Raw genomic sequence first — 24,021 nt, 5'->3', positions numbered from 1 at the left:
ATTCAGTCCCCAGCACTTTCTTTAAGTTCAACCGCAAAGGTGAGAACAGTTTCATCGATGCCTTTGAGCTTGAGTGGGCTGCACTTGGTCATTTCCTGCTCGTCCAGGTAATCGGCAACGGCAGCAGAAACCAGGATACAATTCGGCTCCGCTGCTTCTTGAAGGCGAGAGGCAATATTCACGCTAGGGCCGATAGCCGTGTAATCCGACCGTTGATTGCCTCCGAACATTCCCACCACGGCGGTTCCTTGGTGAATGCCGCAGCGAAACTGGACGGGTGCGCGATCGCTCGTGCCAACAATGCCTGCCTCCAACCATTTCTGGTTGAGTTGCTCCAAAGAAGCGTGCATTTGTCGCGCCGCACCGATCGCCCGTCGTACCTGCTCGTTGGGTGTCAGTTCCTCTGGGGCACCAAACAGCGCTAAAATTGCGTCCCCCATGAACTTATCCACCGTGCCACCGTTATCAAACACGGCTTTGGTCATTGCTTCCAGATATTCATTCAGCAACTCAGCCACTCGTCGCGCTCGCAAGGTATTTGCCAAACTGGTAAAACCCACGATGTCGCTAAATAAAACCGTAACCAACCTAGGTTCCGGACTCAAATCCAGCTTCAGTTCGCCTTTTGCCGCCTTCTGCACCATCGTTGGAGGTAAAAAGCGCTTCAGCACCGACTCAGTCAGGTAAGAATTCAGCTCCACCACCCGGCGCTCATTTTCCTTGAGCGCTAGCAAATTGTGGACTAACGCTAACAATTCCCGGTCGTTAAATGGCTTAGCCAGATAAGCATCCGCTCCCCTCTCAGTGCCTTCAATGCGAGTATCTTCGTCTACTTTGGCAGTGAGCAAAATAATCGGCGTTCCCTTGAGTTCTGGGTTCTCTCGGAGCATCCGAATCATATCCAAACCGGACACAAAGGGCATCATCAAATCCGTCACGATCAGATCGGGTCGCCTTTCCTTAGCGACGGCGAATCCTTCGTTGCCGTTGCGAGCCATGCAAACTTGATAGCCATCATTTAGCAAAATCCGAGACACATAAGCTCGTAAATCTGGATTGTCGTCCACCACTAAGACGGTGTGGATGACGGAGGAATTGACGCTGGAGGCGGATAGTGGTTGCGACTCCGTTGGTAGTGAATTCAGAGAAGATGCTGCTTCATCCTGTCTCAAAAGTTCCCAGTCTCCAGTTTCTTCTTCCACCTCCAAATCTGCCAGTTCCACAGCAGCGCGATTGGATTGGACTTCAGTTGGCACTTCCAACACCTGATCCAGCGGTAGGTGCGCGGTTCCAGTTTGCAGCCAAACGGTAAAGGTGCTGCCTTCTCGGTAAACCGACTCGACAGAAATTTGACCGCCGTGGAGTTCCACCAATTCTTTCACCAGCGCTAAACCCAAGCCACTGCCTTCATAGGAGCGGTTGACTGACCCTTCCGCTTGACGGAAGCGCTCGAACAGATGGGGGATTTGTTCCGGGCGAATGCCAATGCCAGTGTCTGAAACCTGGATTCGGACGTGATCTCCAGCGGGTTGCACTAGCACGGCTATCGTACCTCCCGCTTCGGTAAATTTCATGGCATTGGAGAGAAGGTTGTAGAGTACCTTGTCAAATCTTTCTAAATCTAAATAAACCGGCTGACAGGGTTTCATTTCGAGTGTCAGCTGCAAGCCTTTTTTCTCGCAGTAGGGGCGAAAAGCTTCGACAATGGTTTCGATAAATTCTACTAAGTTACAAGGACGGAAACTGGCTTGCATTCGACCGGCGTCGAGTCGTTGGATATCCAGCAGTTGATTGACCAGTCGCAGTAAGCGGCGGGAGTTGCGTAGGGCGATCGCAGCTTGGTCGTAGGGCATATCCTGATGCTGATTGACCGCTGACTCTAGCGGCCCTAGCATCAGAGTCAGCGGCGTGCGAAATTCGTGAGAAACGTTCTGGAAAAACTCGGTTTTCTGCCGGTCTAATTCCAGTAACCGCTCCGCCTGCTGCCGAGTTTTTTGATACAGTCGGGACTGCGTGACTGCGATCGCTGCCTGTGCTGCCACCGCCTGCGCTAATTCAACCTCTGAAGCGTGCCAGCGGCGAGGTCGGTTCGTTTGGCGCAAGGTAATGCTACCAATAATCTGACCATCGGAGAGTAACGGTACCACCAACAGCGCCCGCGCCGGACTCCGCAGAGGGAGATCGAACCCGTTCATTTCGGGGTTCCGATCCAGATCGTGGACTGCCACGGGGTTTTGTGTATTTAGCAGCTGTTGCAACACCGGATTTCCGGCAATTGGGACAACCGAGTGGGGTAATTGAGGATTCTTCGCTTGCAGCGAAGTATGATTGCCGAGATGCGGAGCTAATTGCATTTTGGTGACAAATGCTTCGCTCGTACTGGAGAAAATCGGGTCCTCGCTCACCGATGTATCCAGCACCAGGCTTTCTGCCCCGTCATACAAGCCCACGCACTGAACAAACTCATCCTCTCTCCGCCACAGCGACAGGGCACAGCCATCCACTTGCAAGGCTTGTCCCAACTGTTGCGTAATTGCTGCAAAGATGTCCTGCGGGTCAAGGCTAGAGCGGATTGCCGTTGTAATCGTATTGACAAGGGCCTCTCTTTGTGCAAGTCGAGAAACCTGTTCGTAAGCCCGCGCCTGGGAAAGAGCCAGAGCCGCTTGATCCGCCACCATCACCACCAACTGAATCTCATCATCCTGCCAGACGCGCGGCTGTCCGCACTGGTGCAGCGCCAGAACTGCCATCAATTCCAGTTGGCAATACAGCGGCACCACCAAGCTAGAGTGAATATCTGCCTGTCGCATTGCCTCTAGGCGTTGCCTAATTACAGGGGTATCGCCTGGAAGTCGCTCATCTGTTTCGACATCATTAATGACTTCTACATCGTGCGTTTCCCACACTAACTGACTGAGAACTGAGGACTGAAGACTCAAGACTGAGTGGGGATCTTCATTGTGCTGCCCAGTCTCGCTCTCTCCCAAAGAAGACTCAGGGAGCAAAACTGAAGACGGAGCCGTATATTCTAGTGACTCCTGACTCCCGCCTTCTTCCTCCGTCCTCTGTCCTGCCGTTCTCTGTCCTGACGATGGACTCAGTTCGGAAATGATGAGTCCTGAGGATTGCCGCTTGCCTTTTGCCTCTTGTCGCTGATAAATGAATCCTTCATCTGCCATCCCGTCTTCCTGGAAGGGACGCAAAATGCACACGCTGACCTCCAGCATATGACCCACGGTTTCCACAATCGTCTGGAGGACTTGCTGAAGGGGCGAACCGCCCCGCCGGTACTGGGCGTTGCGAATGGTATTCGTGACTGTATTGAGCAGCGATTCGCGGCGCAGCGTCCGGCATAGTTCCTCAGTCCGAACCTTCAAAACGTTGTGGGTATCCATTGCCTGCTGCACCAGCGCTTTTAGCTCAGATGCATCCCAGGGTTTGGTGACGTACTTGAAGACCTTTCCGGCGTTGATAGCTTCCACCAAATCTTCCACATCGGTGTAACCCGTCAAAATAATCCGGATAATATCTGGGTACTGGGTGGCGGTGAGGCTGAGAAATTCTGTGCCGCTCATCAGGGGCATCCGCTGATCCGAGATGATCACGGCAACATCCCCCTCATGCGCCAGAATCTCCAGCGCCGCAGGGCCGTTATCTGCCCTGAGTACCTTATATTCTCGATGAAAAGTGCGATAGAGCAGGTCGAGGTTATCGGGTTCGTCATCGACGACCAGAATTTTGGGCTTTTTACTGGCTTGGGATTTCATGCCCCGCTCTCCTGCTGTAGTATGGTGCAGCTCATGCCTACGCCCATGCAAATGCAAAACAGTCTCCATTTCATGCACAGATTATTCCAGCGATTGAGATGGAAAAGCAGATGGGAGATAAAGATAGAGGCTCCCTATCCAAGCTACTATCCGCATCCCACTGTTTCCGAATCCGGAAGCTGTGGAAATTGCCTGGTTGCACCCTAATTAATCTTAATTTTTCAGTTTCAGTACTGCTGTACCTTCTGGTGTCGATTTTCGAGAAACACCCCGGTTCTGGCTCATGCTCCCCGCTCCCCTTGCGGGGAAGCCTTGGTCCTACCCAACAGCGGTTCCTGAGAAATCGGGGTAGGGTGTAGGCAATGCTTATGGTCGTCAGACGACTGACAACGAACCTACCCAGTTCAATAACTTTTTGGGGAGAAAATGCACTTGTCACTTACTTTTTATTTAAAATACCCGCTCTTCATTTCTGACTTTAACGTTTGGGCGTGGATCTCAGTTATAACTACTGCGATCGCGCTTCCATATCCCCTGCTCCGAAATTGATCGATAACAGGCTGTTAGAGAAATACCTGGACGAGCGCTGCTGCTCCGGACAGGATAGCGATGCTGGCTCTACCGTCCGATGCCAATTTTCCCTAGGCCGATGCACTCCTTGTACAATAGTATCCTTGCTGGAACAAAAGAAGCTTTGCCTAAGGTAGGCATTCTTCCCGGCTAGGGCAACCTAGAAACTCTCCAGCCCAGCAACTTGTCAATCTTCCCAGTTAATTCATTTTGCTCCAGTACCCCGATCTTAAACCTGCAAAAATCACTGCAAAATGATCTAGGATGAAACCTGCTAGATATCCAATTTACGCTCGGCTGTGAATCCCTGCTTTCCACTCTTGCACCGCCAACCTGAAAGAGCCGCACAACCGAATGGTGCCTCTCACTTTATCATCCGGGCAGCCCACCAAAATGATGTGACCAGCCTCACCGAGATCCTGGCAGATAGCTTTCACCCTCGGTCAGGAATTTGGGCTTTGGCCTATCCGTTATTTCGACTGGGAATTTACGAAGATTTACGCAATCGACTGCGCTTGATTCCTCCGAATTACATCTGTTTAGCCGCTGTCGCTTCGGGTAGTACCAATCAGGGGAGAGGAGAGGATTCATCCCCGTCCCCAAGAACACAAGAACGCCAAGGAACAAATGCTGATTCCGTGGTAGGGACGGTTGAAATGGGGCTTCGTCCCTGTTCCTGGCAACCCTGGAGTTCTCAATATCCTTACATCTCGAATTTGGCTGTCCACCGCTCGTGTCGGCGACGGGGAGTCGCGCAGCAGTTACTGCTGCGCTGCGAACGAACCGCTTTGGAATGGGGATTCTGCGACCTCTACCTGCACGTGTTAGAAAATAATCATCAGGCACGGCAGCTTTATCTGAAGGCGGGATATCACCTGCACCATAGCGATCCCAGATGGAGTGACTGGCTGCTGGGGCGTCCTCGACGGCTGTTCTTGCACAAACACTTGCCTTGTGGAAGCTAAAATAACCCTCCCCTCGCCTCCCTGAGATTCTTTAGATTTGAGGATGATTGGGTTGGAAATTGGTAGCCAGAAAAGACGTTTAATCAATTCAATCAGTCTTTAAATCAGTCAGTGACTCTTGCTTGTCGCAACTTCACATTAACTTTAAACAATTGTCACTTTTGGGGGTAGATTATTGAAGAATACCCAACACAGTAAGGTTGTGGGCGACTACTGGCTGGTAGATTTCCTGCGCTCGGACAAGATGCCATAAAATAAAATTAAGAATTACCGCTTGGTGACTTATACTAATGTCAAATGTTTTGATAATGTAATTATTGTTTACATACATAATAGATGGCAAACTGAATCTCAAGCTTGCAATCCATCCAGAACTAACAGACTTGGGTTTGCCTCTGTACTTCCGGTTCGGGTGCATGCCCAAAGAAAAAATATAGCAGTAAGAGTTGACATGGATAGCGACAACCAACAGCGCTACCAGACTGTCCTATACAAAGCGGATGCCAATCAAAGCCCTACCTGTGTCGCCCGCTCTCAAGGCTCTAATGGCATGAATAATGAAAGCCCGAACCCTGACGAGGAATCGTCTGATATCCTTAATCAGCTGCATGATAAACATCTGTTAATCGTGAATAGTCGCCGTCGGAATGGCTTGATCCTCTACAAACACTACCATGCAGAGTTTGCTGGGCCAGGAGCGGCTGTGGGCGGATTGTTTGATGTGGATGCGAAATGGGTGTTGCCAGTGGGCAATTTGTCGTTGGTAACTCCTGAATCCGCTCAGGAACGGCAGAATGCTTATTTGATTCGGAGACAGTGGATTCGACTCACGAAACAAATTACGGATAACCCCGTGCCGCTGCAACGAGCACAGAAGATCCTCGAACAGTTTAAGCAGTTCTTTGGCACGGAGACGCTGACGCAAGTACCGGACGATGCCTTTGCGCTGTTGGTGGGGGTGTTGCCAGATACTATCCGCAGGGCACGGGATTTGGAGGATTAATTAAAAATTAAAAACTTCCTAGTTTTTAATTTTTAATTAATCCTGCTTAGTTGATTGCTTTTAAGGCTGCCAGGAGATGCTGGCGCGATCGCTCATTTTCTTCTTCACTGCCTACCGTCAGACGAATACCGCCGCCGGTGTGACGAACTAAGGTTCTCTGTTCTTTGAGTTGCTGCGCCAATCGAGTCAGGGCTTCCTCTGTCGGGAGACGCAGGTAGATGAAGTTTGAGGCACTGGGCCAAACTTGTAAATCCTGTTGCTCTTTGAGAAAATCGAGTAACTTTTCTCGTTCGCTAAGAATTTGGGGAATGCAGCTAAGTAGCAGTTGCCGCTGGGAAAGGGCAAGTAAAGCGGCAGCTTGGGTGAAGCTGGGGAGATTGTAGGGGAGACGGACTTTTTCGAGGGCGACGATGAGTTCTGGGTGAGCGATCGCATATCCTAGTCGCAGTGCTGCCAGCCGAAACGCCTTGGAAAATGTCCTGAGTACCACCCAGTTTGGATGCTGCGACAATTCACCCACCACGGTTGTCTGGCTAAATTCAAAATAAGCTTCGTCAATGACCACCAAAATATGCTCTGGCAAACTCCGCAGCCATTCCAATTCAGCGGTAGTTAAGGCGTTGGCAGTGGGGGAGTTGGGATGAACGACAAATACCACCCGGATTGGCGGATTCTGGGTTTCCTCAATGGCTTTTTGGGCTGCGGCAAGATCCATTTCAAAATTCGCTTCCTTACGCCCGACATTCACCACAGGAATGCCTAGGGTATGAGCCAGAATCGCGTACATGGAGAATGTAGGATCGGCGACCAAAATCGAGCCTTCGTTGCCGAGACAGGTGGCAATCAGGAGGGAACGAATTAGTTCATCCGAACCGTTACCTACAGAGATGTTGGCTGGGGTAATGGGGGCGTCTAAGGATTCGTTCGTGTATTGGGCGATCGCTTCTTTGAGTTGGGCATGACTGCCATCAGGATAGCGATTCGTCTCAATTAGCTGCTGATAAGTCCATGCCAATTTTTCTTTTAATTCTTTTGGCAAATCAAAAGGACATTCATTGGTATCCAGCCGATCGATTGGAATTGAACCAGTGACTGGACTTCCTGATGCGCCGCCTGGGTGGGGCATATAGGCGCGTAACTGAGATAAATCTGACCGGATGAACGAGAACATAAATTCCTGATCTAACAACTAAAAACTATTTTTGATCCACCAGCGCGATCGCCGTGACTTCTGGCGGACAAAATAGGCGTCCGGGCCAATAGGTTCCCAGCCCCCGATTCACATATAGCTGGTTTTTTTCTACCTGATGCCACCCCTGCGCCCATTCCCAACGCTCTACCACTTTATTGCATTCCTTCATAAAAGGCACCCAACGCTGCATCGGTTTGGGAATCAGGTGACGAAAGTTTTGCAGCAGTTGCGGCGCTGGACCATATCCAGGAATTACTACTTGACCGCCATGAGTATGACCCGACAGTTGCAAATCCACCCGCCATTCTTGCAAAATCTCGGCAGTATCTGGGTTGTGAGATAAGACGATTCGGGGTGTATCCCGATCGAGTTGATTCATCACTGGCGCTGGATTAAAGTCCCGCGACCAAAAATCAGCAAGTCCGACTAAGGGTAATTCTTTTCCCAATGGATAAGCAATTTCATTGCAGAGTACATGAATCCCAATGCTAGTCAGGGCGTCTTGCACCACTTGTTTTGAATGACGATAATAATTATCGTGGTTGCCCAGTACGGCATAGACACCAGCGCGACCTTGCAAGTGTTTTAGCCGTTGCACTAGGGCGTGAATGGGAGATGGGTCATCAGTCACGAAGTCGCCAGTCAACAAAACCAGGTCGGGTTCGAGTTGATTGCTGACTTCAATTGCCTCTGCGAGTAGTGTTTCGGATAATCGCTTGCCATCGTAGTGCAAATCAGACAGTTGCACTAGCTTTGTGCCTTGCAAAGATGCCGGTAAACCCGCGATCGCTACTGTTAAATTTTCTACGCTTAAAGATTCGGTTAATATCCAGTGCATTTTTTCAACTTTTGCTATCTGGCGATTCCAGGATAGCTCAGAGATGCTATTTGTTGCCTTGCCACCTGATTAAGGAGCGAAAGCAAAAGAATGGATTAAATCTTTTCAAGATTGCTTGACTAGGCTGGGTTATGGGCTTCTTGATTCGCTAGCGTCCTTGCAATAAATACAAAAGCGATCGCTAAATGGTTCTTTTTACAATAGTTCAGAACAAGGTCAGAACATTTATCTGTGAATTTACTGACTTTTTCGTAAAAAACAGACAAATAGTCAATGTAAATACGGTTTTATAATTAGTAAATGTATCCTATGTTTATTAGGAATAAATTTAAGTTTAGCCTATATTTAAACACAAAGGATAAATTGTATTATTTTGGTAATTTGTATAAATTTATCTAGCAAAGCTCAAAAGATTTTCTCTATTAAAAGTTAATCATTGGTCAGTTATTAATATTTGGAAGAGTCCGGTTTTTATGATTAAAAAGACGGAGTTTATCGAATTTCCACAATCCTACTCCAGAAAATCCGGTATTATTCTCACCCTCATTGGATGTGTTGTTTTACTGGGCTGGATATTAGATATTACAGCCCTTAAAAGCATTTTGCCAGGGCTGGTAAGCATGAAAGCCAACACAAGCATAGCCTTTATTCTGAGTGGATTGTCTTTGTGTTTGTGGCACGACGCGGAACACAGAAGACAAAAGGCAAAAGATAACCGGAGAAAGTCTTCGTTTGACCTTTCTCAAGTGTTGGCGATCATCGTCATTTTAATCGGTTTATTGACACTAATTGAGTATGGGTTTGGATGGAATCTAGGAATTGACGAACTGCTGTTTAAAGACCCAGCAGGCGCTGTTGGCACCTCTGCACCAGGGCGAATGTCTCCCAATAGTGCCCTGAGCTTTTTCATGCTTGGCTCTGCCCTTCTGCTGTTATCTAAAAGAGCGTACCGTCCGGCTCAATGCTTTAGCTTAGGCGGGTTTTTGATTGGTTTTCTGGGTCTTTTGGGCTATATCTACGGCATCACCTCGTTGTACGGCAAGAGTTACAACACAGGTGTGGCGTTGCACACAGCGATCGCATTCATCCTGCTTTCCATCGGCATCCTGTTTGCTTGTCCGGATCGAGGACTGATGACAGTTGTTACAAGCGACAAAGCAGGCGGATTGATGGTGCGGCGGATGTCGCCAGCCGCGATTGGCATTCCCTCAGTATTGGGCTGGTTCATTTTATGCGGCTACCAATCTCAGATTTATGACAGCGAACTTGGGCTGGCTCTTTTTGGCGTATTCAACGTAGTTATTTTTGCCTTTCTAATTTGGTGGAATGCCAGATTCCTGAATGCGGTTGACAGCCAGCGCCACCGAGCAGAAGCAGCACTGAAACAGGTGAATCAAGAGCTAGAAGATAGAGTTGAGGAGCGCACGATCGAGCTGAGTCAACTGAACGAGCAATTACACCAGCGAATTGCCGAACACCAGGAGACAGAGGAGGCGCTCCAAGTAAGCTATAACCTCTTGAATGCAGTCATTGAAGGAACAACTGATATCATTTTTATCAAGGATCTTCAGGGTCGCTACTTAATGATCAACTCCACTGGTGCCAACCTACTTTGCAAGTCTGTAGAGGAGATGATTGGAAAGGATGACTCCGAGGTATTTCCACCTGAGGTCGCCCCTCAACTTATGGAGACTGACCGCAGAATTATGGCTTCTGGGACAACTCAGACGTTGGAGGAAATTGTCTATATCAATAACATCGCGGTGACGTATCTCTCAACAAAAAATATCTATCGCGATCCCCAAGGAAACGTTATCGGTTTGATTGGGATGTCGCGAGACATTAGCGATCGCAAGGCGTTGGAAAAAGAATTAGCGCGGCGCGAGCAGCTTTTGAACTCATTTATTAGCGTTGCGCCGGTCGGACTCTGTATTCTTGACGACCAGATGCGGTATCTGCAAATCAACGAAGCGCTAGCACACTTCAATGGCTTGTCTGTAGAAGAACATTTAGGAAGATCCCTGGCTGAAGTCTTGCCCGACGCTGCACAAGCGATCGAATCGACATTACGCAAAGTACTGACGACAGGCGAAGCGATTCTCAACATGGAGACGTGCGGTGAATTACCTGGCAATCCAGGCGTCCTGATGCACTGGTTGACTTCTCAATTTCCCATACCTGGAGAAGATGGCAAGCCGATGGCTCTTGGTGCCACCGTGATGGATATTACCGCTCGCAAACAAGCTGAGGAAGCCCGTCAGGAGAAAGAAGTTCAGTTAAAAGAAAAAAATCAGCAGCTAGAATATACTCTCCAAGAACTCCAACGTACTCAAGGTCAATTAATTCAAAGCGAAAAAATGTCCAGTTTAGGACAATTGGTTGCAGGGATTGCTCACGAAATTAATAACCCAGTTAACTTTATCTTTGGGAATCTCACCCATGTCAGAGAATACACCCAAGATTTATTAAATCTATTGCGGCTCTATCATCAGCAATACCCGAACTCAACGCCAGAAATTCAGGAAGAGATAGAAGCGATTGACCTAGATTTTATGATGGAAGATTTTCCTAACCTGTTGTCATCAATGAAGGTGGGAGCAGATCGCATCCGGGAAATTGTTCTTAGCTTGCGGAATTTTTCGCGAATTGACGAAGCTGAAATGAAGGCGGTTGATATTCACGAAGGAATTGATAGTACCCTGATGATTCTGCATAACCGCCTGAAAGCAAAACCGGATCATCCCAACATTCAGATAATTAAGGAGTACGGGCACTTACCTAAAGTCGAGTGCTACGCAGGACAGCTCAATCAAGTGTTTATGAATCTGATCGCGAATGCCATTGATGCGTTGGATGAGTATAACAAACGGCGATCGCTTTCCGAAATGAAGGCAAATCCCAGCTGGATCAAAATTCGCACTGAGGTACCAGAGTGCGATCGCGTCGTTATCAAAATTGCGGATAATGGCTCTGGAATGACAGAGGCGGTGAGACAACAGCTATTTAATCCCTTCTTTACTACCAAAGCCATTGGCAAAGGCACTGGACTAGGTTTGGCAATTAGCTACCAGATTATTGTAGAAAAGCACAATGGTAAATTGCAATGTCTCTCAGCACCAGGTCGGGGAGCAGAGTTTATTATTGAGATTCCACTTCGGCAGATGGTTTAGGCACATCTAAACTTCAGAAAAAGCAGGAGCGATCGCGCTCTGGACTGGAGAAAATGAGGAAGCGATCGCCTTGGCGTTAGCCTACTACTCTAAGCGCCAGACTTTCTGGAGAACGCCGATAAGCTTTTTCTGCCGCGCCTCAATGACTTCGGGTGTCCATTCCTGTTCCATTAGCACTTGAGTTGTTAGCGCAAAAGGAGAAACACCTTTTTTAGTGGTGAAATACTTTTGCTTTTTCACATCAAAGTCATAGTTTTGCGCTTCACTGTTTTTATAACAAGAGAGTAAAGCCAGATTTCCTAAACGATGCACATATTTTTCGCGTTCTTCCAAGCTTGTAAAGGACTTCACCCACAGACTATCATGGGCAGGATTTTGCGGTAATATATGCTCGACAGTAATGGTGGGAAAGTTGTATGAGGCTTCACCTTCTGACAGAGCCGCATCTAGACGCAGCAATACAAATAAACGAATTTTTTGAGTCTGGTAGAGGTCGCCATCCAACATTTTGAGAATATCATTCTTTTCTTCTGATGTAATTTGGAGTGGTGAATCGGGTGTATATAAATCTTCCTCATGCTCAATGGCAGTTAGCAAGCGACGATAGCGTTCAATCCGTTCGTTAATATTTGCCCGTTTAATCATCAAACCCGCCGCAAGACGTTCTAATTCAGTAAAGAATTTCACCAATCGCTCAGGATGGCTGTAGTTACGAGAGAGATAGAGAATAGCTGGAGGTATCCAGTCAGAATTATCAATATCATTTAACTGCTTAAACAGTTTATTTACTTTTTCGGCGTGTTTATCGCTTAGATAGCTTGTCTTCTTAATTTGGTAGAAGGCATCAGATAAAGGACATAAAGTTGTCTTGATAAACTCCTGAGAATTATTCCAAGGTTTAATATGTTCGCGGTATTCCTTGAGGATGCTACCAGTGAGTTTTGCCTTACGATTAATCATGCGAATGTATGAAAAAAGGTCTTCAAACGTCTCCCGACCTAGTTTCTCTTGGATATCTTCCCATTTGCAAGTGTATGCTTCCTTTTGAGCATCAGGAATTTGCCCGATAATCTCAGCTTTTAAAATATCAGGAAGTGACAGGTCTAGACCCCGACCGTTCAGCACAGAAAATATCCGATATGCAGATTCTAAGTCTGGTGTTGAAACTACTACCAGAAAACATCTTGTAATAATGAATTGCACGAGCCGAACCCGCTGAGATTCGGAAAGTTTCTCTAACTTTTTCAGGAATAACAGCGCGTTTTCTTTAATATTTTTACGACTATCTGAAAGCGCAGTAGAGGATTCCAGCTTGCTAATACCGCCTTCATCCTGAATGTATTCCTTGAAGAAATCTGCATCTCGCTTAGCCAAGGTCAGATGATAACGGTTATGGGTGCCAAGGATCGGGTTGCCTTCTTCGTAGAGCAACTTAGTTAAGGCATTGGCATACTGGGGCTGTACTAACGTCCGCAGAGCTGAAAGTAGTATAGTGAGCGTTGACAGACGTTGTTGACCATCAACAACTTGAGCGTCTGGTTTATCTGCCTTTATTAGTACAATGCTGCCCAGGAAGTAGGGATTTATATCATCAATTGGCTCGTTACCGTCACCCAAGGATACAATTAGGTCTTGAAGCAATTCTCCAGCTTGCTCAGTAGTCCAGGCATAGGGACGCTGGTACAGGGGAATGGTGAAGACAAAATCATTGCTAAATACTTTCTGAATAGGATATTCAGTAGCTTGAATTTTGACGGTACTCATGGGTAGCTCCTTAAGCGACTATGTGGGCAAAAGCTTCGCTAAGGTTAGTGTTCCCTGCCGTCGCTACTAAATTGAAATGTTGCCGGATTCTCTGAGTTTTTTGATGGCTTAGCTGATTTAGGAATGAAGGGTGTTAATTTTGGAGATCGTGCCAATAAAGCAGGCACGATCGCTTGGGATAGATCCAGAAAGCTAGAAGCGCCGCTACGCGATCGCAACCAGTTGTTGAATCATCACCGCCAGCGCCGCCAAACCTAAGAGCGTCATTAATCCCGCAGGCATAAATTTGCGAGTTTTAAACAACCGGATGGCAAAGACAATGATGAGAACAGCGGTGACAACAGTTGCTAAAATCAGCCCCCACGCTTGTCCCTGCAATAACATCACGCCGCCGAGAATGAGTAATAAGCCGCTGATACTGCCAGAAATCAACGACGCTTTGCTTTGAGCTTGAGAGTAGCCCATGATGCCGCCGACAATGGCTAAAATTCCGTAAGCGATCGCGGCGATAGTACCCGGATTCATCTAGTTAAAACCTCATTGCTTGAATAGAACTTATTTCTAGCGTCGGGAGACAATTTACCATAGCTGAGATACACCACTCAGTTGATTAATGGATACTCAAGCGATCGCTTCAATCGAATTTCTGCAACGTCAAGCTGCTTCTCTGTTACTTTATCAATCCGTCCTCCGTGGGGAAGTCGGCACGGCTTTCCTGAATCTGCTACAAGCCTTAAGCAGCAGCAACACCAATGGACTGGCTTGCCTGCAAGCTTACGGCACTTGGTTTCAAGCTTTAGCCGCCAGAAATCAAGGTTGGCAAGACTACCTAATTACCCAAATTCTTAGAACGGACAATCCTTTTAGCAAGCAAGTCCAGCAATCGTCTTTACTTCCTCCGGCGCTGGTAGCTGCTGCCCAGCACGATTTACAAGCCTTGCAGAGCCTCTACAATTGCAGTAGCGACCAGTTGAGCCGGTGGGTGCAAGCCGCAGCCAAGTTACTCGCGGCACCAGTCGCCTGGAACCAGCAGCAGGATAGGGTAGGTGCAATTCACGAATTGCCTATTTGGGAGAAATTCCAAATGTCAGAAAATTGGGTAGATGTGCTGGAATCTTTAGCCGCTCATTATCAGCAATACGGAACGGGGCTGTTTGCTTCTTATCGGGCGTTACGCTGGCAATCTGGGCAGTTAATCGGCATTTCCTATGCCGATCCCGTGCAGCTTCCAGAATTAGTCGGCTACGAGTCTCAGAAAGACTCTTTGCTGAAGAATACAAAATTTTTACTCGCCGGTCATCCAGCTTTACACGTTTTGCTCTACGGCAGTCGGGGGAGTGGCAAATCTTCTTTGGTGAAGGGGTTGTTAAATGAGCGTGATACGGGCAACCTCCGCCTCGTCGAAGTTGCCAAATCTGAGTTGAAAGATTTACCAACCATTGTCGAGCAGTTGCGGGGGGTTCCTCAGAAGTTCATCATTTTTGTTGACGATCTCTCCTTTGAGGAGGATGACGACGCTTTCAAAGCTCTTAAAGTGGTGCTTGAGGGCAATTTAACTGCACGTCCTCAAAATGTGGTGGTTTATGCGACTTCCAATCGACGTCACCTGATTCGAGAATTTTTTAGCGATCGCCCTCGTCCCAAGGACAATGAAGAAATTCACGCCTGGGATACGGTTCAAGAAAAGCTGTCGTTTAGCGATCGCTTTGGTCTGACTTTAACCTTTGAACCCGCCGATCAGAACACCTACCTAAGCATTGTTCGCCATCTCGCAACCCAAGCCGACATTTCCCTCAGCCAGGAAGATTTAGAGTATCGTGCCTTACAGTGGGCAACTCGCCACAACGGGCGTTCTGGACGTACAGCACGGCAATTCATTGACTTTCTCAGGGCAGATTTAGCTGTTACTGGTTCAGAATCTCGTAGATTAAACACATAATTAGAATTCTGTTCGTATGAATTAGAACTTGGGAAATGCTGACTTTATCTCACAAAAAATGATATGCGATCGGTTAAGGTAAGCAATCGGATTTTACTAGGTTTAATTGCCTTCGGTGTGAGCTTTTTCCTGAGCCTTATTGCTAACCGAGATTTCCCGAAAGCCTTGGTTACAGGTTTAATTACTCTACCTGCTACTTATGCAGGAGCTATTGTTGTACAAATTAAACAAAGAAAGCAGAAGTTTTTTCTACAAAATGAAATTCAAGCGATTTACGATGAAAGACAAAACTTAGAAGATGATCTCTATTATTTGGAGTCAAACCTAAACCAATTGCACGGACAAATAGCAGAAAGCTATAACCGAAGAGAGGTCATTAATCGGGAAGTGTCCACTTTAGGAGCTTATAGATACCAACTAGAAGAACAAGGGTTTATTCTCCAAACTCAACTTGAGGTTCTGGAAAGGCAAAAAGCAGAACTCAATGAATCTTTGTTGGCTGCAACATCGGAAAAACAGAAGACAGAAACTAGCTTAAATTCCCTGAAAACGGAATTCAAAAAACTGCAAGATCAAGTTGCAGATAATCAGAATCAGAAAACAATTCTTGAGCAAGAAATTACTAACCTTAAAAAACAAAAACGCCCTTTACAATCAGAAGTAGATAATCTACAAGCTCAGCTTCAGACGCTGGAAGCACAGAGAGCAGCGTTGAATCAATCTCTGGTGTCTTTGAAGGTAGAATTAGGTCAATTGCAAGGGCAAGTATCCTCTTTAAAGTTGGAATACGAGCAGTTAAAGAGTGGTAACTTAAACTTCCAAAAACCTCAAAAAGGACAATTCCAGGCAATCCCTTTTTTAGAAATACAAAGAAAACAATCAGTAGAAAACTTATCGGCGGAATGGACTGCTCTAAAAACAAAACTTACGAATGATGATATTCAGATAATCAAAGCCATAGTAGAGCAAAACAATCCAGGTGCAACTCTCAAGAAAATCGCTGAGACAAATATAACTATGCCTCAACTATTGATAGATGCAATAAACGAACGTGCTATAGATACCATTGGCGATTTTATCATTGAACCAGGTTCGGCATCGATTCCGCCTGCGATCGCAGAAGAACACTTGACAAAAGTGAAGAAGATGCTCGAAACTTAGTTTTATAAAACTAACAATTTATCAAAATTTATTATAAAAACCTAAGTAAACCGAATCAAAAACCTCACCTCATTCCTCGTAGGTGAGACGAAATGAGAAACATCACAGCTTTGTCCGCCTATATAGCAACAAATAAATAATTTTAAATCATGACGAAAATCAAAATTACCAAAAGAATATCGAATGCTTTAATCAGTTCTCTTGGTGCAGGTGTTGTTCCTAGAATCGGTCTGGAACATATTGCTGTCGGACGCGAAAAAGAAGTCAAAGCTATTTTACAGGATTTCGATAATATTAGCGAAGGCGGTGCCGGGTTTCGCTTCGTTGTAGGACGCTATGGTTCCGGTAAAAGCTTTATGCTACAACTGATTCGCAACCACGCGATGGAAAGAGGTTTCGTAGTAGCTGATGCTGATTTATCTCCCGAACGGCGACTCGCAGGAACTGACGGAAAAGGGGTTGCAACTTATCGAGAATTAATGCAGAATCTTTCCACCAAAATTCGCCCAGAAGGTGGCGCTTTCACACCCATTTTGGAAGGATGGATTAATAATATTCAAAACCAAGTTGCACAAGAAAGCGGGATGCGACCCAACGACACTGGGTTTGACGATAAAGTAGAAGAGAAAATTCGGGAAGTCGTTAAGGATATAGAAGGTTTAGTTCACGGGTTTGACTTTGCGAATGTCATCATCGCTTATTGGCGCGGCTATCGTTCGGAGGATGATGATAAAAAGGAAGCAGCGCTACGTTGGCTTCGAGGGGAATTTGGGACGAAGACTGAGGCAAAAACTGGGCTAGGAGTGCGTGTCATCATTGATGATGAAACTTGGTATGACTACATCAAGCTAGTTGCAAAGTTTGTTTCAGATATTGGCTACAAAGGGCTTTTAATTTTGGTGGATGAAGCCGTTCATTTGTACAAAATTACTCATACCGCTTCTCGTCAAAAAAACTACGATAAGCTATTGGCAATGTTCAACGATACGATGCAGGGGAAAGCAGAAAATCTTGGCATTTTTATCGGAGGAACGCCCGAATTTGTGGAGGACAAACGCCGGGGGTTGTACAGTGATGAAGCATTGCGATCGCGCTTAAGCAGCCGTGTCAAAGGAGGTCATCAGGATACCTCAGCACCCGTCATCCAGCTAGAAATATTAACCCAGCAAAATATATCCGAGCTTTTGCACCGATTGGTGGATATTCATGCTACCCATTACAACTATAATAAAACTCTGAAACCGAGTGACTTGCAAGAGTTTATGCAAGAAGTTGTCAATCGCTTAGGTGCAGACAAATTCTTGACACCCCGTGAAGTTGTCCGCGATTTTATCAGTATTTTGAATATCCTTCAACAAAACCCCAACATCTCTTTCAGAGAACTCATTCATGGTTCCAATTTTAAACCGACTTCTCCCGGCAAAAACCCAGAGGTAGATGGGAATACTGAATTTGCAGAATTTACCCTATGAGCGAACAGGCTTTTGCTAAATTAGCGCCTTTTATTCAAGAATACATTTACACCCAAGATTGGACTGAATTAAGAGACGTTCAAGTTGAAGCCTGTAAGGTTATTTTTGACACGGATGCTCACTTGTTAATCGCCGCCGGAACCGCATCCGGGAAAACAGAAGCAGCTTTTCTTCCCGTTCTAACTTTATTACATCAAAAACCATCTACAACGATTGGGGCACTTTATATTAGCCCAATAAAAGCGTTAATTAACGACCAATTTGAGCGTTTAAATGACCTTTTAAAAGAAGCGGATATTCCAGTTTGGCACTGGCACGGTGATGTTTCTCAGGCTCGGAAGAAACAACTACTAAAAGATCCCAAAGGGATTTTGCAAATAACGCCAGAATCTTTAGAAAGTCTCTTAATTAATAAAAATACTCAACTATTTCGCTTGTTTGGAGATTTACGTTTTGTCATTATTGATGAAATCCATGCTTTTATGGGTTCCGAACGAGGTTGCCAAATTCTCTGCCAGTTGGCACGCCTTTCAAAATTTGTAAAAAATCCCACCCGTCGGATTGGTTTATCGGCTACCCTTGGCGATTACTCACTCGCTGAAGACTGGCTGCGACTGGGAACCGAAACGCCAGTCATTACTCCGGATATCGAGGGAGGAAAACGAAAGATCAATCTGGCTTTAGAGCATTTTTTTGTTTCTCCCGTTGAAACAGATGAGACTGATAGTTTAGTTGTTACTCCTTACTACAGGCATATCTTTGATATCACTAAATCTCGAAAAAGCTTGATCTTTGCTAACAATCGCTCAGATACAGAATCAGTGATTGCCAGCCTACGTGAAATAGCCGAAGCTGAAGGATTACCAGATATTTATCACGTCCATCATGGCAGTATTTCTACCTCCTTAAGGGAAGCGGCTGAGGATGCGATGCGCGATACCAAAGTTCCATCGGTTACTGCTGCAACTATCACGCTTGAATTAGGAATCGATCTCGGTCAATTAGAGCGAGTCATTCAATTAAACGCGCCTTTATCTGTATCCAGTTTCTTGCAGAGATTGGGACGTTCGGGAAGGCGAGGAAGTGCGGCAGATATGCGGTTTGTTTGCGCAGAGGAAGAACTATCAACAGAGGAATCGCTTCCTAATCAAATTCCTTGGCAACTGTTGCAAGCTATCGCGATTATCCAACTTTATTTAGAAGAACGCTGGATTGAGCCAATCAAGCCGGTTAAATATCCTTTTAGCCTTTTATATCACCAAACAATGAGTATTTTAGCAGCGCTGGAGGAACTCTCTCCCGCAGCTTTAGCTCAGCAAGTTTTAGCCTTACCACCCTTTGCAGCTATATCTAAAGATGATTTTAGGCAATTGCTCCGAAACTTGATAGGAATTGACCACATTCAGCAGACTGAGGGAGACAAATTAATTATCGGATTAGCTGGGGAGAAAATTGTAAAAAATTTTCATTTTTACGCCGTTTTTTCCGACACGGTTGAGTATGCTGTTAGGGATGAATCGATGGAAATTGGCAGTATCCTGATGCCTCCACCTGTTGGCAATTGCTTTGCCTTGGCAGGGAGAACCTGGGAAGTTTTGGATAGCGATGTTAAAACAAAAACGGTTTTTGTCAAGCAAGCGCAAGGTCAAGCTAAAATTTCTTGGCATGGTGGCAGTAGCAATATTCATACAAAAGTTCTTGAACGGATGCGAAAGGTTCTTTTTGAAGATATGCAGTATAGCTATTTGCAAAGTAATGCTAAAAAGCGCCTGAATGAAGCTCGTCAATTAGCTCGATTTGGGGAATTTGAAAGAAATAATATTGTTTCATTAGGAAGCAAAACTTGCTGCATATTTCCTTGGATGGGTACTGTCGCTTACCGCACCTTGGAAAGGTTTCTAAATTTCTTTGGTAGAGAGTCTCTGGATATCAAGAAGATTGGGGGTCAAGCTCCATACTTTATGACCGTTAAACTTGGAAAGGATGGGGTTGAAGAGCTTGGCTCGGAAATCCTGGCGTTTGGCAATAAAAGGATTACGGCGTTAGATTTAGTTGCTGTTGAAGAACCTTTAAAAATGCAAAAGTATGATGAGTTTATTCCTAGCAAGCTGCTTCGTAAAGCTTTTGCTTTCGATTGTCTAGATATTGGAGAGCTGAAGAAAATTATTAGTGGTTGGTAGATGAGAGAATAGAAAGGCTAGAAGAAGCGTAAAACAAAGTTTAAGGCGAAGCGATCGCATCTATCTATAAATGTCATTTACTTATACCCGAACGATTCGTTTTCAGGATACCGACGCCGCCGGTGTTGTCTACTTTGCTAATGTCTTGGCAATGTGTCACGAAGCTTATGAAGAATCCCTAGCGGCTTTGGATATCAATCTCAAGTTGTTTTTCAGCAACCCGAATGTTGCGATTCCTATTGTTCATGCCAGCGTTGATTTTTTCAGTCCGATGTATTGTGGTGACAAAGTAGTTATTCAGTTAATTCCTCAACATCTTTCATCTGAAAAATTTGAAGTTAATTACCAATTTATTGCAGAGAATCGGGTAGTCGCACAAGCAATTACTCGACACGTTTGCATCGATGCAGCTACTAGAAGTAGAAAAGAAATTCCAACGGAGATGATTCGATGGCTTCAGCAATTGAAGGAAGAAGAGGAATAAACCGCATTAGCGTTCGCGTAGCGGCGCGGATGTGCGAGAGGGATGCGCGAGTAGACGCAAAGGATGCGAAGAGAGAGTTTATAGAGTGCGTTACACTTCGTTATACTGCCACTCAAATACCCTAGTATAAGCAATTCTTTGTAGCTGTTCGCGGTTCACTTTTCCCTGAGTGTTTCTTGGTAATGTTTCTACTGGCACCCAGTATTTAGGGCGTTTAAATTTGCTCAATTTATCTTCAATTTCTATTTGTAGAGTATAAGTAGAAATGTCTGATTTACTGGGAACATAAACGGCTGTTACAATTTGCCCCCAGTGAGAGTCGGGTAAACCAATTACACAGACATCAGCAACTAAACCTGTAGCTTGAATTGCAGCTTCTACTTCAGAGGGGAAGACGTTTTCGCCACCTGTGATAATTTTGTTACTGCTACGACCGATAATATTTAAATTACCCTGTTCGTCAATAAAGCCTAAATCATCTACTTGGAAATGTTGTTGATTAAGAAATTTTTCTGGATAGTAACCAAGTGTCAAAGAACCAGATTTAATGGTAACAGTTCCTACTTGATTAATTTCTAATATCTCGCTGCTAGAACTACAAATTGTCACTTTGGCATGGGGAAGAATCTGACCGCAATTGTTAGTACCGTTGAGAAAATATTCTGGTTTGAGGGTGGCAATTTGCGAGGCGGTTTCTGTCATGCCATAAGTGGGTGCTAAGCGGATGCTGTGGCGTCTCGCCTCCTCCAGAAGTTTTATCCACGCAGGGGCACCTCCCAAAAGCACTGTCTGAAAGCGGGATAACCAGGCGGTTAAATCTGGATTGTGGAGGAGACGTTGTAGTTGAGTAGGTACTAATGATAGAAAAAATTCAGATGGATCGATCTCGCACTTTTCACTAGATTCTAATTCTTTAAATGGCACAATTGCTAATCTTCCCCCAGAGGTGAAGGAACGCATAAATTGCATCAAACCGCTGACATGATACAGGGGCAATACACAAAAAGAATTTACTGGATTTATTTGAAAATACTGTCTAAAACCTTGTACGGATGCCATTAAGGTTTTCCAGGTGTGGATGGCAAATCGAATCTGCCCTGATGAACCTCCGGTGGGAATCATAATCCAGTTGTTGCTAGTTGCAGAGACGCGATTTTTGTCTCTACAAGATGGGGAGGTTAAAGGATAAGGGCAATCTCCCCAAATTAGGTCTGGTTGGACTAAATCAAAAACTTGTTGCCATTCGTGTTTAACCCAGTTGGGATTACAAAGAAAAACTGGGCAACCAGCGGCACAGGAAGCGATGAAGCTAGCAATAAATTGGATTGGTTCTCGCTCTGCTAGTAATATTTTTGGTTTATTTTCCGAGTTCGCAAGCGGGGTTAATTGATTAAATAATTGCTCGGCAATATAAATAAAGTTGCGACTGTCGTAACCAATCAGCCAATCATCAATAGCACGTTTTTTAAGATAGTCTAGCGGCGATTCCATAGGTTCTTAAATCAGATTTCTTCATCTTCGTCAAACCAGTGGTTAATACCAAAACCAACGGCTCGATTGTGACGGGATAATTCTGCTGCTAGCTTTAATGCTGCCTGCCTACCAATCGCGGTTTCAAAGACGGAGGAGAAGACGGCATCAATTTCATGTTGTTGGCAAAATTGGCGCAAACGGGATGGGGAACCGGCGATGCACGGTTTAATCACAAAAATTCCCCGCCAACCGTCACGGTACGCAGCTTCCATCTGGTCAATTGTAGCCACTGATTCATCTAAGGCGATCGCAGTGGCGTAGCACATACTTAATTCCGCCATCCCCTGAAACTGAGTTACAGGAAGCGGTTGTTCAAGAAATTCAATTTCTACAGGCAATTCCTCCGCCTTAACATTGTCGAAAGTCCACAGCCACAGGTTTGCTTGCTCGTAACTGAGTCCCCCATTGGCATCCAGGCGCAGTTTTACCCCTTCTGGCAGTGTTTGGGTAAGTCGTTGGAAAATTTTTAGTTCATCTGCAATTGGGTAAACGCCGATTTTCCATTTGAAGGTGCGATATCCTTGGTTCCAAAGTGTCTGCCATTGATTTAAAGCGGCCTCGCCAGCGGGGAGTAAGCCGCTGTACGCATATTCTCTTGTGAGGCTTTCGCTGAACCTCTCCCCCAACCCCTCTCGATCCCCCCTTTCCCCCCTTTTTAAGGTGGGTTGGAGAGAGGCTTTCAATTCCCCCCCGTCCCCAGCAGGGAAGGGGGGCTGGGGGGTTAGGTTTGCCTTATCCTGAAAATGAGAGATATCTTCCCAAGCGGACTCGAAGCCAAATTGACAGGCGGGAAGGGCAGATGGGATGGAGAAAATCGTCTCAGTAGTAATTTCCTGCGGCTGCTGACGACAAAATGACAGCGCTTGCTCTAAGGTTTCGGAACCAAACCAGCTCAGGGGGGCAATTTCACCCCAGCCGACTTGCCCGTTCTCATTAGTGAGGCGGAGGATGATGCCTTCTCGAATGTCCCAGATGCCGTGACTGGTTTGCAAGGGACGCACAAACCTCCGCCGGTAAGGACGAAACTCAAACCGATATTGCATCAGCTATAACGGCAGTACAAACCCCAATCCCAACAGCAGTCCACTCCAAAAATGTAGGGATACTGCGATGAATTTGCTGTTACTGACCTTCTCCGGTTGATCGTGATACTGGTGGACGTGGCGGCATAATTTGATGGCGAAGGGCAAACTTGCAAAGGTTAGCAACGTCCAAACGGGAAAAATTTGCAAAACGACAAACAACCCAGTCAGCGCATAAATACTGCCGCTAAACCAGGACAATAATTGCGATCCTCTCTGAGTGCCTAGGCGGACGATGGGCGATCGCTTCCCGGCTGCCAAATCGTCCGCAACCTGGTGAAAATGGGAGCAAAACAAAATTAAACTCGTGGCAATCCCTACAATAATAGACACTGCAAGGCTGGTCATCGACCATGTGCCGGTTTGACTATAATAAGCCGCCGCCACTGCTAGGGGACCAAAGCAAATAAAGCAGATAATTTCCCCCAAACCCTGGTAGCCTAAGCGAAAGGGAGGTCCCTGATAGCTGTAGCCCAACGCACAGCTCAGGAGTACCAATCCGATGACTGTGAGGTCTTGTTGCCACCATGCGATCGCTAAGATTCCCAGTACACCCAGCCCTAAAAACAGATTTGCTAGCCAAAAAATTAATGATTTGTTACCTGTCAAATTCACCAAGGAGTGGGCTTTGTTCTTATCAATACCCGTCTCCGAATCAAACACATCATTGCTGAGATTCAGCCATGCAATAATCAAAATTGCTGACATTAAAAATGTAGAAAATATTGCTCCCTGAAGCACTTGAGTGTCAGCAAAAGCAACAGATGTTCCCACCCAAATTGGAATAATAGCAACGCTGTACATGGGCGGCTTAATCGCTGCCATCCAAAGACCGGGGTCGCTGATGTTTGCCCCTCCACTGGTGGGATGATTAATCAATTTTGTATTCATTAGTCTCAAT

The 24,021-nt window shown here is 45.9% G+C and carries 16 protein-coding genes; 8 read left to right on the top strand and 8 right to left on the bottom strand.

All coding sequences use genetic code 11. The features are described 5' to 3' along the window. Positions 1 to 2: 2 nt before the first annotated feature. Positions 3 to 3,767 (bottom strand): response regulator, encoded by a 3,765-nt coding sequence (locus NDA06_RS20125; RefSeq protein WP_190985066.1) that lies wholly within the window; start codon positions 3,765 to 3,767, stop codon positions 3 to 5. A gap of 869 nt (positions 3,768 to 4,636) precedes the next feature. Between NDA06_RS20125 and NDA06_RS20120 the strand changes: the two genes are divergently transcribed. After that, complete coding sequence (locus tag NDA06_RS20120; RefSeq protein ID WP_347277009.1) at positions 4,637 to 5,302, top strand: GNAT family N-acetyltransferase; 666 nt, start codon at positions 4,637 to 4,639, stop codon at positions 5,300 to 5,302. A 451-nt stretch (positions 5,303 to 5,753) separates the two neighbouring features. Next, entirely contained in the window at positions 5,754 to 6,305 is a 552-nt protein-coding gene (locus NDA06_RS20115) for a hypothetical protein (RefSeq protein WP_190414951.1), read from the top strand. 46 nt (positions 6,306 to 6,351) lie between these two features. Here the strand turns inward: NDA06_RS20115 and NDA06_RS20110 are convergent, their stop codons facing one another. Together NDA06_RS20110 and NDA06_RS20105 are read right to left on the bottom strand one after the other, a co-directional pair. Continuing rightward, entirely contained in the window at positions 6,352 to 7,476 is a 1,125-nt protein-coding gene (locus NDA06_RS20110; protein WP_190985067.1) for a histidinol-phosphate transaminase, read from the bottom strand. Between the two features lie 25 nt (positions 7,477 to 7,501). Then, positions 7,502 to 8,335, bottom strand: a complete 834-nt coding sequence (locus NDA06_RS20105) for a metallophosphoesterase (protein ID WP_190672188.1) — start codon at positions 8,333 to 8,335, stop codon at positions 7,502 to 7,504. Positions 8,336 to 8,808: 473 nt separating this feature from the next. On the opposite strand from NDA06_RS20105, the gene NDA06_RS20100 reads away from it, so the two are divergent. Then, positions 8,809 to 11,505 carry a PAS domain-containing protein gene (locus NDA06_RS20100; protein ID WP_190985068.1) on the top strand — a complete coding sequence of 899 codons (2,697 nt, stop codon included), beginning with the start codon at positions 8,809 to 8,811 and terminating at the stop codon, positions 11,503 to 11,505. Positions 11,506 to 11,589: 84 nt separating this feature from the next. Here the strand turns inward: NDA06_RS20100 and NDA06_RS20095 are convergent, their stop codons facing one another. Together NDA06_RS20095 and NDA06_RS20090 are read right to left on the bottom strand one after the other, a co-directional pair. Beyond that, positions 11,590 to 13,269: a DUF262 domain-containing protein gene (locus NDA06_RS20095; protein WP_190985069.1), complete on the bottom strand. Its 1,680-nt coding sequence runs from the start codon at positions 13,267 to 13,269 to the stop codon at positions 11,590 to 11,592. Positions 13,270 to 13,473: 204 nt separating this feature from the next. Then, positions 13,474 to 13,794, bottom strand: coding sequence for a TMEM14 family protein (locus NDA06_RS20090; protein WP_190985070.1), 321 nt, complete (start codon positions 13,792 to 13,794; stop codon positions 13,474 to 13,476). A gap of 88 nt (positions 13,795 to 13,882) precedes the next feature. On the opposite strand from NDA06_RS20090, the gene NDA06_RS20085 reads away from it, so the two are divergent. The 5 genes from NDA06_RS20085 (at position 13,883) to NDA06_RS20065 (ending at position 20,505) form a co-directional block, all read left to right on the top strand. Next, on the top strand, positions 13,883 to 15,208 hold the full coding sequence (locus NDA06_RS20085; RefSeq protein WP_190985071.1) for an ATP-binding protein: 1,326 nt from the start codon (positions 13,883 to 13,885) through the stop codon (positions 15,206 to 15,208). 63 nt (positions 15,209 to 15,271) lie between these two features. After that, positions 15,272 to 16,369, top strand: coding sequence for a tellurite resistance TerB C-terminal domain-containing protein (locus NDA06_RS20080; RefSeq protein WP_190985072.1), 1,098 nt, complete (start codon positions 15,272 to 15,274; stop codon positions 16,367 to 16,369). 149 nt (positions 16,370 to 16,518) lie between these two features. Continuing rightward, entirely contained in the window at positions 16,519 to 17,841 is a 1,323-nt protein-coding gene (locus NDA06_RS20075; RefSeq protein ID WP_190985073.1) for an ATP-binding protein, read from the top strand. Then, a complete protein-coding gene (locus NDA06_RS20070) occupies positions 17,838 to 20,021 on the top strand; it encodes a DEAD/DEAH box helicase (RefSeq protein ID WP_190985074.1) in 2,184 nt (727 codons plus the stop codon). Before NDA06_RS20075 ends, NDA06_RS20070 begins: the two co-directional genes overlap by 4 nt. Before the next feature lie 70 nt (positions 20,022 to 20,091). Beyond that, the gene (locus NDA06_RS20065; RefSeq protein WP_190430955.1) at positions 20,092 to 20,505 is read left to right on the top strand and encodes a thioesterase family protein; all 414 of its coding nucleotides are present in this window, start codon (positions 20,092 to 20,094) and stop codon (positions 20,503 to 20,505) included. Positions 20,506 to 20,595: 90 nt separating this feature from the next. Here NDA06_RS20065 and NDA06_RS20060 read toward each other — a convergent pair whose 3' ends face one another. Genes NDA06_RS20060 through menA form a run of 3 tightly spaced genes read right to left on the bottom strand, consistent with a single transcriptional unit; the run spans position 20,596 to position 24,011 of the window. Next, positions 20,596 to 21,996 carry a 2-succinylbenzoate--CoA ligase gene (locus NDA06_RS20060; protein ID WP_190985075.1) on the bottom strand — a complete coding sequence of 467 codons (1,401 nt, stop codon included), beginning with the start codon at positions 21,994 to 21,996 and terminating at the stop codon, positions 20,596 to 20,598. Positions 21,997 to 22,007: 11 nt separating this feature from the next. Next, complete coding sequence (locus tag NDA06_RS20055) at positions 22,008 to 23,081, bottom strand: o-succinylbenzoate synthase (protein ID WP_190985076.1); 1,074 nt, start codon at positions 23,079 to 23,081, stop codon at positions 22,008 to 22,010. Positions 23,082 to 23,084: 3 nt separating this feature from the next. Further along, positions 23,085 to 24,011 (bottom strand): 2-carboxy-1,4-naphthoquinone phytyltransferase, encoded by a 927-nt coding sequence (menA, locus tag NDA06_RS20050; RefSeq protein WP_190431908.1) that lies wholly within the window; start codon positions 24,009 to 24,011, stop codon positions 23,085 to 23,087. Positions 24,012 to 24,021 lie beyond the last annotated feature (10 nt).

It is taken from the genome of Trichocoleus sp. ST-U1 (assembly GCF_039961835.1).
Lineage (GTDB): Bacteria > Cyanobacteriota > Cyanobacteriia > Cyanobacteriales > FACHB-T130 > FACHB-T130.
The sequence above is the reverse complement of the archived record's forward strand: the minus strand, read 5'-3'. Positions and strand labels throughout refer to the sequence as shown.

Coding starts and splice junctions, on each gene's coding strand:
- NDA06_RS20125 (WP_190985066.1), bottom strand. CDS start 3,767: ATGAAATCCCAAGCCAGTAAAAAGCCCAAAATTCTGGTCGTCGATGAC.
- NDA06_RS20115 (WP_190414951.1), top strand. CDS start 5,754: ATGGATAGCGACAACCAACAGCGCTACCAGACTGTCCTATACAAAGCG.
- NDA06_RS20110 (WP_190985067.1), bottom strand. CDS start 7,476: ATGTTCTCGTTCATCCGGTCAGATTTATCTCAGTTACGCGCCTATATG.
- NDA06_RS20105 (WP_190672188.1), bottom strand. CDS start 8,335: ATGCACTGGATATTAACCGAATCTTTAAGCGTAGAAAATTTAACAGTA.
- NDA06_RS20100 (WP_190985068.1), top strand. CDS start 8,809: ATGATTAAAAAGACGGAGTTTATCGAATTTCCACAATCCTACTCCAGA.
- NDA06_RS20095 (WP_190985069.1), bottom strand. CDS start 13,269: ATGAGTACCGTCAAAATTCAAGCTACTGAATATCCTATTCAGAAAGTA.
- NDA06_RS20090 (WP_190985070.1), bottom strand. CDS start 13,794: ATGAATCCGGGTACTATCGCCGCGATCGCTTACGGAATTTTAGCCATT.
- NDA06_RS20085 (WP_190985071.1), top strand. CDS start 13,883: ATGGATACTCAAGCGATCGCTTCAATCGAATTTCTGCAACGTCAAGCT.
- NDA06_RS20080 (WP_190985072.1), top strand. CDS start 15,272: ATGCGATCGGTTAAGGTAAGCAATCGGATTTTACTAGGTTTAATTGCC.
- NDA06_RS20075 (WP_190985073.1), top strand. CDS start 16,519: ATGACGAAAATCAAAATTACCAAAAGAATATCGAATGCTTTAATCAGT.
- NDA06_RS20070 (WP_190985074.1), top strand. CDS start 17,838: ATGAGCGAACAGGCTTTTGCTAAATTAGCGCCTTTTATTCAAGAATAC.
- NDA06_RS20065 (WP_190430955.1), top strand. CDS start 20,092: ATGTCATTTACTTATACCCGAACGATTCGTTTTCAGGATACCGACGCC.
- NDA06_RS20060 (WP_190985075.1), bottom strand. CDS start 21,996: ATGGAATCGCCGCTAGACTATCTTAAAAAACGTGCTATTGATGATTGG.
- NDA06_RS20055 (WP_190985076.1), bottom strand. CDS start 23,081: ATGCAATATCGGTTTGAGTTTCGTCCTTACCGGCGGAGGTTTGTGCGT.
- menA (WP_190431908.1), bottom strand. CDS start 24,011: ATGAATACAAAATTGATTAATCATCCCACCAGTGGAGGGGCAAACATC.